9 protein-coding genes are annotated in these 13,058 nt (G+C 48.8%); 8 read left to right on the top strand and 1 reads right to left on the bottom strand.

Annotation, left to right across the window (positions count from 1 at the left end):
- Positions 1-23: 23 nt before the first annotated feature.
- From MHI27_RS18045 to MHI27_RS18010, 8 genes are all read left to right on the top strand, one after another.
- Entirely contained in the window at positions 24-1,553 is a 1,530-nt protein-coding gene (locus MHI27_RS18045; protein ID WP_405174381.1) for an extracellular solute-binding protein, read from the top strand.
- A 30-nt stretch (positions 1,554-1,583) separates the two neighbouring features.
- Positions 1,584-3,704 (top strand): MGH1-like glycoside hydrolase domain-containing protein, encoded by a 2,121-nt coding sequence (locus tag MHI27_RS18040; protein ID WP_405174380.1) that lies wholly within the window; start codon positions 1,584-1,586, stop codon positions 3,702-3,704.
- Positions 3,701-5,044, top strand: a complete 1,344-nt coding sequence (locus MHI27_RS18035; RefSeq protein ID WP_405174379.1) for an FAD-dependent oxidoreductase — start codon at positions 3,701-3,703, stop codon at positions 5,042-5,044. Before MHI27_RS18040 ends, MHI27_RS18035 begins: the two co-directional genes overlap by 4 nt.
- A 423-nt stretch (positions 5,045-5,467) precedes the next feature.
- Positions 5,468-8,386: a hypothetical protein gene (locus tag MHI27_RS18030; protein ID WP_405174378.1), complete on the top strand. Its 2,919-nt coding sequence runs from the start codon at positions 5,468-5,470 to the stop codon at positions 8,384-8,386.
- 351 nt (positions 8,387-8,737) lie between these two features.
- Entirely contained in the window at positions 8,738-9,052 is a 315-nt protein-coding gene (locus MHI27_RS18025) for a hypothetical protein (protein WP_341061097.1), read from the top strand.
- Positions 9,053-9,145: 93 nt separating this feature from the next.
- Positions 9,146-9,718: a hypothetical protein gene (locus MHI27_RS18020; RefSeq protein WP_405174377.1), complete on the top strand. Its 573-nt coding sequence runs from the start codon at positions 9,146-9,148 to the stop codon at positions 9,716-9,718.
- Between the two features lie 148 nt (positions 9,719-9,866).
- Positions 9,867-10,526: a VOC family protein gene (locus MHI27_RS18015; protein WP_405174376.1), complete on the top strand. Its 660-nt coding sequence runs from the start codon at positions 9,867-9,869 to the stop codon at positions 10,524-10,526.
- A gap of 592 nt (positions 10,527-11,118) precedes the next feature.
- Positions 11,119-11,895, top strand: coding sequence for a carbohydrate ABC transporter permease (locus MHI27_RS18010; protein ID WP_405174375.1), 777 nt, complete (start codon positions 11,119-11,121; stop codon positions 11,893-11,895).
- A gap of 76 nt (positions 11,896-11,971) precedes the next feature.
- On the opposite strand, the gene MHI27_RS18005 is transcribed toward MHI27_RS18010, so the two are convergent.
- A complete protein-coding gene (locus MHI27_RS18005) occupies positions 11,972-12,886 on the bottom strand; it encodes an AraC family transcriptional regulator (RefSeq protein ID WP_405174374.1) in 915 nt (304 codons plus the stop codon).
- Between the last annotated feature and the right edge of the window lie 172 nt (positions 12,887-13,058).

Here is a 13,058-nt window from a genome sequence, read left to right as displayed (position 1 = left end):
AATATAATGAGGGGGAGTAAGACATGAAACAGTTAAGCTACAAAATGTTCCTGACAGGTCTCTTAGTCATTCTGACAGCCGCAAGTTTGTCGGCGTGTGGAAGCAAACAGGAAGGGAAGAGCCCGCAGGCAGGTGGACAATTTTCATTTACAATGATGAACCAGTATTCCTCGACTGAGCCGCCCAAAGCCGACAATTCGATTATCAAGCAAATCGAAGAGTATACGAATACCAAAATCAATGTCACTTGGGTTCCGGCGTCTGCTTACAATGACAAGGTCAACGTCTCTATCGCCTCCAATGATCTACCCCAGGTACTGATGATTGGGGATACCAAGTCCTCATCTATCATCAATGCGGAGCGGTCGGGTATGTTCTGGGAGATCGGACCTTATATCAAGGACTATCCTAATCTGAGCAAGTACAACACCAATGAACAGGTACTGAAGAATATATCGGTAGATAGCAAGGTTTACGGTTTGTACCGCGCCAGAGCTTTGGCCCGCCAAGGCGTAACCTTCAGGCAGGATTGGTTAGATAATCTAGGCTTGCAGCAACCCAAGACCATCGATGATCTCTATAATGTTATCCGCGCATTTGCCCTAGACGATCCGGACAAAAATGGAAAAAACGATACATTCGGGCTGGTGGAAGCCGAGGATTCCGGCGGCGCAGGGTCCACAGGTCTACTTGGATTCCAGACCATCGCGTCCTTCTTCGGAGCGCCCAACCAATGGGATATTCAGGATGGCAAAGCAGTTCCCGAGTCTATGACTAAAGAAAATATGGAAGCCATGAAGTTCTATAGGAAGCTGTATGAGGAAAAGTTGATTAATCAGGATTTTGCGGCTACCAAAGTCAACAAACAGCAAGAGCAATTCTTCCAAGGTAAGGCCGGGATGCTGTTCACCACCCTTGACTTCGTGATCACAGGAGGAAACGAGCTGAAGAAGGCCAATCCTGACGCCAAAATTGATATTGTCAGCAGAATTCAAGGACCAAAGGGGGAACAGGTATTTGCGACCACTGGATATAACGGAATGTTCGTGTTCCCAAAGGCTACAGTCAAGTCGGAGGCGGAGCTGAAACAGCTTCTTGGTTTCTTTGACAAAATCGTCGATGACCAAATGTTGTATACCTGGACGTGGGGTATCGAGGGGGTCCATTACACCAAAGGAGAGGACGGAGAACCGAAAATCACTGACCAAACAGCGTATGCCAACGAGGTATCTCCACTAAAGCAGCTGCCTACCTATGATGGTGCGCTGATGATCTGGAAAGGGAAGGGGGAGACGGACAATAAATTCCGTACCATGATGAAAGAAAACGAGGCCATTGCCGTATCCAACCCGGTGGAGCCCCTGATCTCTCAGACCGCTGTGGAAAAGGGAACGGAGCTGAACAAGATCATAACTGACGCCCGTGTCAAATTTATTATGGGAACTCTTGATGAAGACGGCTTCAATAAAGAAGTGGAGAAGTGGCGCTCTCAGGGCGGGGACCAGATGATCAAGGATTATACGGAGCTGTATGCTAAGCAGGCTAAGAAATAATGTGGCTATTTAAAGAAAATGAGGTGCGTTATGAGTTATTTGCTGGAGGACTTTGCATTTGATCTGCGGGCTTGTCTTGCGCCTAAGGAGCATATTTGGGTATGTAGCGGTTATAGCACCGTAGCTCCGGAACGAAATATGGTAATGGGAGTTAAGGGGTGCTACTCGCCCCCTTTTGCCGCTAAGGATCTGCATGCTGGGATTCACATGATCGTGAACGACCACGATATTGAGGATACAGGAAACTTGGGCAAGGGAGACTGCGGAGTACTTTACGCCGAAGAGCGCTGGCGCCCCGATCGAATTTTCCGCCGTGGCACATACCATCATTTTATCGGAGAAAGGCTGATTTCCTTAAGCGTTTGCAGTGAGCTGGTTCCATTATTGAACACCCATGGATTTGTTCTGAAGGTGACCATCCGCAACCGCAGCGGCAGTCCGGTGCCAGTTAGGTTGCGTCCCCGAGTAACACCGGGCAGCCCGGCTTATGTAGCTTATGACTTGTGGGACTATGGCTGGCCAGAGGCGGCAGCAGCGCCTGCTCAGGAATTGGAGCCTGGCTTGTGCGAACGCGAATCTGGGAGCTTGACCTTCGCAGTGTCCGGTGTTTGGGAGAATGAACAGGTCCGAGTAACTCTACTGCGGGAAGGAGTTTGGGAAGCGGAGCTGGCCGACGGGGAAGATCTGGAGGTACGTCTTGGCATCATCATGACCGAGTCTGGAAATCCATATTGCCCGGATGAGACGCTGGCAGAGCTGGAGCAGCGGACGACAGCAGGTTGGGAGAAGCGATTGGAGGATGCCAGCAAACGTCTGCCTTACTTGCAATCCGATATTCCTGGGCTGGAGGATTATTATAAACGTTCGCTTATTAGCGGTCTCGTATGTTTATGGGAAAACCCTGAGTTCGTCATGACGCCGTTTCCTGCGGTATCTGGTATGGAGGGGGCGGGCATATGCTGCTATCCGTGGGATGTTGGCGGCTACGCAGCCAAAACGATGGTTCTTCTGCTTGGCAAGGAGAAGAGCCTGGAGTTGGCCAGACTGATGGTGGCAAGTGGAATTGACCGCCACTCTCGGTTTGCCCCAACCGGCAGAGGAGCGGACGTCCCTTACTCCTATAGCCTGTGGTCCTTTATCCATTTTGCTTGGTCCGCTAATGTGCTCCATGGGGAAGGGAGCGATCTGTTCCCGGCGATGAGACTGCTAACACTGTATGATGACCAGCGCCTTACCGAATGGAATGATTTGCTGGATTACGGTTTGCAGCATAATTTGCTCGAAATGCGCGGGGCGGGCTATGAGCACATTGTAGCCAGCCCAAATGCCGAGCGGGCCTGGAGCTACGACCGTCTGGCGGAGTTGGCATTGCATTTAGGAGCAGACCATGAGCCGGTTAAGGAGTGGCGGGAAAAGGCGGAGCGGATTCGAAAGTCAATCCGGGAGCATCTGTGGGATGATGAGGCTGGCTGGTTCAAGGCACTCTATCCCGGGGGCCACGAGGAAATAATCTACTCGATCCAATATTATGACGCTTTGCGCTTTGGCGCTTGTACTGAGACCATGATGGCCGGAATGCTCAGACAGGTAACAGACGATGCATTCCTCGGAGCTTACGGAGTAAGCAGTGTATCCGCCAGGGATGAACTTCATTATGAACTGAATGATCCGGACTGGTCCGGCAGTGGATCATACACGGGAGACGGACCGATGCTGGCTTTGACTTTATGGGAAAATGGCCAAAGTGAACCAGCTTGGAATGTACTGAAGCGCTTACTGTGGATGGGAAGGCATCTGCCCTATTATCCGCAAGAGCATTATTGTGACAGGCCTGCTGTACCTGCACATAAACGGGCCAATGTGGTGGCGGGGTTCTCGGGGGTGGAAGCTCTACTGTTCGGTATGGCGGGAATCGAACCAGGATTGGACGGCAGCTTGTGGATACGTCCGAACCCGCCGGAGGAAGGTACGGTACGCGTTTCCGGTTTCCTATTCAGGGGACAAAGTATTGAAGTCAGCATGAACCCCGGATATTGCGAGATTTCATGCAATGGCAGCATCGTTTATAGCGGTGCTCCGCAACGAGTATGGGTAGGTCGTTTTTCCGCAGAGGAGAGAGAAGTTACGGATTTAGGGGGTCTAACGATATGAACAAAGAGTCTTTTGATTTTGATATTATCATCGCGGGTGCGGGTGTCGGAGGTATTAGCGCGGCGCTTGCTGCTGCAAGATTGCAGATGAGGGTGCTACTGATCGAACAAGCCGGGGAAGTGGGGGGAACAGGTGTATTCTCGAGTGTATCCTTAATATGCAACTTCCGGGATTCACGGGGAAAACCGATTACCAGCGGCATTCACCGGGAGTTGTTCCCCGCCGCATACACGCATTACAATGAGAAGCTCGTTCCTACCTATGATGAGCAGGAGTTGAAGGCTGCATATGAGGGGCTATTGGCTTCCGAACCAACCCTTACGCTGTGGACCGACTGTAAGGTCTTTCAAGTTGATATGAAGAATGGACGAATTGTCCGTCTGCATATTCAGGGCAGCCGAACAACTGCGGTTACCGCTAAGATATACCTCGACGCCACTGCCGACGGCAATCTTTCCGCGTTGGCGGGATTGGAGTACAAACTGGGCAGAGAAGGCGACGGTAAGCTGCAGTCCGCCACTACCACCTTCAAGGTCAGCGGTATAGACTGCTCCCGGCTGAAGGAGCCGGATATTCGGCAGTGGTCAGCCATTCATTCGTTGCGAAGGGAGCTGTTGCCTTATTACCTCGACATGAAAGCGGCAGGCCTCACCGGCAACACCCGGCAGAGCATTACTTGTTTTCCTTATCCAGATGAAAAAGCCCTGCTGTTCAACTCTACTTCGGTGCTGGATGTAGACCCCACCCGGCCGGAAACAGTTATTAGAGGGAAAGGAGAAGGTATTCGGCAGGCGCAGGAGTTGTTTGAGGCTATTAAGCAGCATCCCGCTTTCCATCATGCCCAGCTGGAATACATCGCCCCTAAGCTGGGTATCCGAGAGGGGCGGCGAATTGTCGGAGAATACGAACTGACTGCAGAGGACTGCCTGCAGAGCAGGCGCTTTGATGATATGGTGGCAGCATGCGCTTATTCCTTGGATATTCATAGTCCGGATGGAGGCGCCAGTAGGCTTGAGAGCATCCCTGAGCCAGGCTACTACCATATTCCATACCGTTCGCTTATCCCCAAGGGCTGCACCAATCTATTACTCAGCTCCCGATGCATCAGCGGCACCCACGAAGCTCACAGCTCCTACCGGATCATGGCCTCGGTAAGCGCCATCGGAGAAGCATCGGGTACAGCTGCTGCGCTCTATGTATTCCAGGGGCTACAGAATGTCCGGAAGGTTCAAACTTCCCACATCCGGTTCCTTCTCCAGCTGCGTGGTCAATTTATAGAAGGAGAGGTGGAGCGGATTCCAATGCCAGCAAGCTCTGCATGGGCGGAAGAGATAAATTAATACGGAAAAACTCTAATTATCTTTGATAACGCTTACAGAGTCATTTGTGATTGAGTTCCAGTTCAAGATAAGGGAGTGAACGTCATGTTCGTGAAAAAGTTGATGATCCGTTTGGTACTTGTCTTGCTTGTGTCAGTCAGTGTTATTGGGGCGGTAGCACCCCATACCGTCGCTGCCCAGCCCCAGGTCGACGTAATTTTGAGCTCACCCCCAATATACAGCGGTGTTAACAAGGCTTGGCCTGGTGACGCAGACAAAGACCCGACACACGCTGCGACGTCCAGGAACGGCAGGGCGTGCTGGACGACGTCACAAGATCCCCTAAATCCCTTTCTCTACATTGATGTAGGGAGCTCCGCGAAACCTGATGGTGCGACGTACGCAATCGTGTCCGTTGACTACTTTGACGCAGCGGCGACGACCATGGCCATCGAGTATGACGGTCAAAACAACGCATACCAGGCCACCCCTTGGATGCCTACAAGCGGCAGTCAGACTTGGAAGAATCAGATTTTTGAACTGAACGGAATTAGGTTCGCAAATGGCACAAACGGTGCAGATTTCCGTCTGCGCGTTCACAGTATCAATGGCGTCATGCCGGAAATCTGTTTCGCGCGAGTCCAGGTGACTTTTGCAACGACCCCAGCGCTATCCGTGATGAACCCGAGTCTGCTCTTCACAACCAATTCCGCAAACCTGGATTTTGGCACAGTGGGTGACTTGGTTTCATATGAAATTACGGATGATCAGGGCGTGAGTCTTCGCACGGGATCTGTACCCGTAGGAGCTGACGGACATGCTTCGCTATCGGTGCAGGACCTCGGTCCGGGATTCTACAACCTCACTTTCTCAAGCCTGATTGATGACCAGACGGTAACGCGCACCACAACGTTTGGCATTGTGACCCCGACGCCAGCCGGCGCCTTAAGCCCTGATTCCTTCTTCGGGATCGACACACACTTTGGTCACTACAAATCCCTTGAAGACGGACTCATGAATTCTCTGGCGACAATCGGCTATGGCCACATTCGCAGCGATATTAACTGGTCATTAATTGAAAAGCAGCCAGGCGTGTACAACTGGGCTGGGTATGGTTTTGAAGCCAAATCACAACAGTTTCTTGAACTCGGCATGACTCCCCAGGGTGTTCTGGCCTACAACAATGCAAATTATGACAACGGGAAAACGCCGAGCTCCGCGGCTGGCCTAGCCGCGTTTGGTCAGTTCGGAAAAGCTGCCGCCGAGCACTACAAAGGGAAGGTCAGCGATTTCAACATCTACAACGAGTTCAATGGCACCGGCTTCAACAACGGTGCTTGCGGTACTACTGCAGCCTGCTATGTACAGATGCTTCAGGCTATGTACGGCCCCATTCACGAAGGAAACCCCGACGCGAATGTCATAGGCCCGATTCCATCTACCATTGACGATAACTGGAATAATGCCTTTTTCGCTGCCGGCGGCATCAACTACATTGATACGTTCGCGACGAATGTCTACGGTTACGCTCTCAAGGGGGCAAACACCCCGCCCGAGCAAACCCTATTGGTATCGAAGCTTCCTGCGTTGGTGCAGCAGGTGAGGCAGGCGGCTGGAAATCGGCATGTCCCCGTGTGGATTACGGAGAACGGTTGGCCCACGTATGCCCCTGGCTCTACGGAGCTCCAGCAAGCGGATAATCTGGTGCGTGCTCAGGTGCTGGCAAAGGCAGCAGGCGTGGATGTCTTCAGTTGGTACTCGGCTATGGATGACGGTACGGACCCCAATAATAGGGAACATCACTTTGGACTGTTCGGGCAACCCGTCGATGGCGTAGTCGGCGTAGCTCCGAAACCGGGAGCTGTCGCAAACGCTGTGCTCATTCGCGCGGTGACCGGAAAGACTCTTGGTGCCCGCGACAGCCTCGGCTCCGCTACCGCCTACTCGTATCCGTACACAGGAGGAGGCTCGACGACTCGGGTGATGTGGTCCACGGGCTCCGAGGACATTGCTTTGCATACTACCCAGCCTCTGATCGTCACTGATGAATATGGCTCGGCTCAGACGGTGAATCCGACAGACGGCGCGGTCATTCTGACGCTCAACGGCAGCCCGATCTACGTCACAGGCAATGTTGACAACTTAGGCTTAGCGCAGTCAGCGATCACGATGAAAGTTGCCGACCAGTCGATCAAAGGAGAGGCGGTTCTTGTAACGGTGACTGCAGATCGCTCGGACCGCAGGACGGATCTTCCCAATGAGTTGACGATCATTGCGAACGGGGCACAACCTATAAAGCTTCGAACTTCCCCAGGCAAGGTAACGAGCGCCACTATCAGCGTTCCTGCAACCATGCTCCTTGGCCAGCGAACTATAGCCGTAGATGTAACGAAAGCGAAGCCGGGGAAAGGGGGCAACAATAAGCACGAGCCGAGTCTTGTTGCCGGCTTGAGGGTAACGACAAATGTCGTCAAGCCGTTCGAGATCAGCGTCCAGCCAACAATCACCTCAGATGCGACGTCCCGAAGTTATTTTCTCGACATCGATCTGAAGAATAATCGAACCAGCGCCTTCACGGCGACTCAAGTTACCTACCAAGTTGGGCCGGCATCTGGGGAGGTGCCGGATGTGGCCAATGTCTCTGCGAATGGAACTGCATCGATGCGGTTCCCGCTCTCCGACATTCCGTTGTTCGATTCCCTGAGGTATAGCGTGACCGTCGATAGCGAGAACGGTTCGGACACTTTATCCGGATCGATTTCCTACGCTCCCATCGAGCCCACAGACCACCAATCGTTGCCCGCAATCGACTTGGCGACGCAAGCGACATGGGTATCGATTTCCGGGTCACGAAGCGGCAACAGCGATCTCAGTGGGCATCTGCGCATCAACTACAACAGCGACGCACTTGTGATTGACGCCATGGTCACAGACGATAAACATTTCGGCGCGCGCACTCCAAGCACACTATGGCAGACCGATTCCATCCAGTTCAGTACCTATGACCGAGTGCCAGGACACGCTGGCGGACAGCGTGTTGAAATCGGGGCTGCACTTCTCGACAGCGGACCGTCAGTTTACACCTTCGCGGCGCCGGCCGGCCAGCAGTCGGGACCAACCCCTGGCGCTAAAGCGAACATCGTTCAAGACGGAAGTAACATGCACTACGTCATCTCTGTCCCGTGGACCTCGCTAGGGTTTAGCGGACCGCCGATGCAGACCATTGGAATCTCGTTCCTGGTGAATGACGATGACCGGGGATCCAGTGGCGATTCCCGCGATGGTTTGTTGCAGTGGGGATCAGGAGTCGGCACGACACCGAAGAACCCCTCATTGTTTCGCCACGCACAGCTGGTACTGTAAAGAACATATCTGAACCGAAGATGCAGAAGATTTGATTTATAAGCACGGAACAGGACACGAGATAAAAAAACAATAGAGACAGCCGGTAGATCGGCTGTCTTTTTCTATTATAGCGTGCCCGAAGGCAAGCATTATCTAGTTGGTGAAAGTCCAACCAAAGGTGGGGCTACAAAGTCTTATAGGTCCCTTCGGGCTTTCCCTTAACATGGTGAGGTCTTTCGATGGTGGGGCTATTCCAACCGTACTTAACGCAAATAGAAAGGATCCGATTATTCCGAACGTTTGTCCGGTGAGAAGCAACGGGACTATCAGAGCGCTTACGAGCGTGAGCATTATGCGTAAAAAGCAGACATGCAAAGGGCAAGGAAGGAACGGTTCAAAGATGAAGTACCAATTACAGATGGCTACACAAATCAAACTTTAGAGCGAGATGGCCAATCACATATCGAACATGTCATATCCGCAAAAGAACTTCATGATGACGATTGGCTTCGATTATATCTAGACGTAGATGAACGCAAGGATTTAGCGAATAGCGACAACAATAAGACTTGGACGAATGCCAGTTTAAATAAGTCTAAACAGGACCAAGACCTGATAAAATGGATGGAAACTCCATCTACAAATGACGAAACAAAGACAAACGCGCGCAGTATTATAAAGTAGACAAAGAACAGGCCAAAGAACTTTATTCACAAACTCACCGGGAAAGAAACAAACGTCTATACAACAAAGTCGGGAAGGAAGTCATGGTGCAGTGTGAAAGATTTGCTGAGCAAAAAGAAGAAACAATCCATTAAACTAAAGGACGAGCTTCCAGGACGCCTGAAATCCATTGCCCTCCTTATCACGGACAAATGGAAGGAAGTCATTAAGCAGTTTATAGACGGTGCAATTACTGGATTCGTATCAGAACTAATCATCTTCCTGATCAACAACTTCATTACCACGATGAAACGCATGGTTCGGATCATCAAAGAAGGACTTATGTCCCTTGTTAGTATGATTCGCTTCCTTCTTAATCCACCGGAGGAGATGTTACCGGAAGAGGTCCATCACCAGTGTATGAAGTTGGGGATGTCTATCCTCGTCACATCGGGCGGTATTTTGCTGGAGGAAGTAATCGAAAAGTTTCTCATGGCCCAGGTGTGGATAGCACAGATAGCGAACTTCCATGCACCTGTAATAGCAGGTCTTTCAACGGGACTCATTCTTTCCCTCTTAATTTATGGGATCGACAAACTCGATTGTTCGGTGCACGAGAGAGAAAAATCGACAGACAAATATCGCAATCTATCATGGGCCAGCTTTGGGAAGTTGAAGTGGAGTTAAGCAAGATATATTTATCGAAGAAATCGTCACATCGTTCACTAGTGCCTGTTCAGCTAACTGACAGGATGATGTAGCAATGATCCCGAATTTCTAACTAAGTAAATTATTGGAAGTGAAATATTTATTAGAAATGCTGAGGTGAAAATGAATGATAAGAGAAGTAGAGATGCTTGCTCATTCCATTAAAGAATTGAAGGAGTTTTATGTGGATTCTTTTGGGCTAACTGTAATTAAAGAAAATCAAACTTCATTTAGTGTAAAAGTTGGGGAGTCTAGCCTATCCTTTAAAGAGTCTGAACAAAGCGTAAAACCTATGTATCATTTTGCTTTTAATATACCTGAAAACAAAATGGACGAGGCGGTGCGATGGATAACTCCTAAGGTCCCTATAATACTCGATCAAGACAAGCAAGTAGTGCACTTCAAGGACTGGAATGCCCATTCTATTTATTTCTGTGATCCCGCAGGCAATCTTGTGGAATTGATTGCACGGCATAATTTGAACAATTCAACCGATCAATTATTTTCTCAAGCGAGTTTATTATGCGTAAGTGAAATCGGTTTGCCTGTACCCAACGTTGAAAATGCAGTACTCAAACTATCACATGCAAGGATCTTTCCTTGGCGGGAATATCATAGCAAATTTGCTGCTGTCGGTGACGAGCAAGGGTTGCTTATTGTTGTAAAGGAAGGCAGGGTCTGGTTTATGTCAGACAAAGAATCGTATACATATAAACTAACAATAAAGACTGATGTCTGTGAAGTTACTCTCGATGATTCAAATGGAATGAATGTCACGAGGTTATAGAACCTACGTAGAAAGGCCGCTTCTTCAACTAACGGGAAACGTTAGTTAAATGAACCAGCGACAGTCGAGGATTTTATCGTCCATTGCTGTCGCTGTTTCAATTTCTAGGGTCAGTCTAAAACTTATTTTTATGGATTCTGATGGTATGATAGTTCGAAAAGCCTCGTGGAATAAAGACATTCAGTCTAAATGCTGTCAAAAGGAAATAAAGTTGTAGACTGAGAAAATAAAGTATTAGACTGAAGATGCTTCATTGATCGGGTAGGTTAGTTTAACTCAGGAAACAAGAATAGAGAACAAGCGTGCTTTATATATATATAATATATTAGTATAAATCAAAACGAAACGGAAACGGAGATCTGGTTTGCTTGATAAAGCAATGTAGATTCTTCTTTAGTGTAAGAATATTATAAATAACTCAATTTTGGAGGAGTCTGTATGCCATATTGTTAACTTATATTATTTATAAAGTTGGGTTTGGTGAATTAAGACAAGGTTTTGGTACGGCGCTGGCCATGGTCTTGTTCTTAATCATACTGATCATTACAGTCTTCCAGTTGGGCAAATCGCACTTTTTTTGGTTACCTTAGTAGTGGCTATTCTATTTTTCTTTCCTATTTTCTTTAATTTGATGTCGGCCTTTAAGAGTAATGCAGAGATCATGAAGGATGCCATTGCTTTTCCGAAAACCCTTTATCTGGACAGCTTTAAATACCTGTTAACAGAAACAGAGTTTCCACGAGCGATTCTGAACAGTCTGATTCTGACAGCGGTGTCTATCTCCGCACAGGTCTTGATCATTCCCATGGCAGGGTATGCCATTGAACGTAGAAATACTAGATGGACTCGATTTATGTTCGTATATTTTTTGGCCGGAATGATGATTCCTTTTCAGGCGTATATGATTCCTTTGTTCAAAGAGCTTAGAATGCTAGGATTGTACGGTAGCCTTGCGGGACCCATTCTTATTTATGTAGCCAGTGCGGTAGGTTTTGGATGTCTGCTGTATACCAGTTTTGTCAAAGGAATACCTAGAGAAATTGAAGAAGCGGCAGAGATTGATGGCTGTTCTCGGTACGGGATATTTTGGAGAATTGTTTTCCCGCTATTAGGGCCTGTTACGGCAAGTATGGTTGTCTTGAACGGACTTGGAATCTGGAATGATTTCTTGATGCCGATGCTGGTATTACCTTCAGGACAGGCTAAGACGATGGTTGTGGAAATTTACCGTTATATCGGAGAATTCTCTTCCCGTTGGGATATGATTTTTGCGGGAACAGCGATGTCGGTGGTGCCTGTGTTGATTGTGTTTATCGCTTTGCAGAAGTATTTTGTGAAGGGGATTGCGTCGGGAGCGACGAAGGGGTAATTCATAAGAGGGATGTATCCTGTAACCACTTAGTGGACAGCGGAATACACCCCTTTTTTCGTAGGCGTAAAGATCTTTAAAGTGTACTTGGATTCGCAGTTAAACGGCGATAGCCCATTGGCGGGAGACCTGTCCAGCGTTTGAATTGTTTGCTGAAATGGGACACATCACGGTACCCCAGTCGTTGAGCAACCGATTCGACAGATAGACTATTATCCATCAGCAGCAGTTTGGCGTGTCGAATGATTAAGCGTGATAAATATTGCCTTGGTGACATCCCATAGATTTGATGAAAAGCACGATTACAGTGAGTAGTGCTATATCCGAGCTTGGCAGCAATGTCCTCAATACCGCCACCTCTTTCGCCTGTGCTGGCAGCGGTGGAGACGGATTCCTGCAATAGTCCTTCAATAGCGTTAGCTAGGGCAACTGTATTTTCTGTAGCTTCTGTATCTGCTGGGAGAGGCATTTCCGAAAGCACCCAACCGCTGAGCGCGGTCAGAAGCTGCAGTGAAGCATGCAGTGTGATCAAGCGATTTCTATGTGTGTCTTTAGACTCTGACAAGATGGAAGAGTTAATGATTACATCTAGCGCGGAACGGATGGCCAGCAGTTCGGGGGTGTTCCCGCTGAGACTAACAGCATCTGCTGTAAGTAAGGCACGCCGCAAATTCAGGTCATCAATATCAAAATGCAGGCAGTAATAAGTCATGTCACAGTCAGTATTTGAACCCATACTACTATGCTCAACACCGGGACGAATGAATAAAATATCGCCGCTTTTCTGTATAAAAGACTTATTGCCTACCGTCATTTGTTGCTCACCTTGAAGGACAATATTAATCTCAAACATCGGATGAGTGTGTACAGGATATTGCCAATCCAAATTTACTTTTCTCCAATGTGCGGCGAAGATATGAAAGGCTGCTTGAATGTCTGGTGACATCTGACCGTCAATAGAATTATGGAAGGCGGGATCATTCGAGATCATTTCAATCCTCTTTTACAATAAAATTTGGCTTAATTATATCATAGGTTGTTATCGATGTTTGATTTGCCCAAATAATAGAAGGCTTTAGCCCTGTTGCACTTCCAGAAATATCGATAACATGGATATATAGCCCGGAGGTATCCGGGATCATGTTGGAGGGAGTGCATTTATT

Origin of the sequence: Paenibacillus sp. FSL H8-0261, from assembly GCF_045040645.1 — a bacterium.
Classification (GTDB): Bacteria; Bacillota; Bacilli; order Paenibacillales; family Paenibacillaceae; genus Paenibacillus_AQ.
This window is presented reverse-complemented; position numbering and strand designations above follow the sequence as displayed.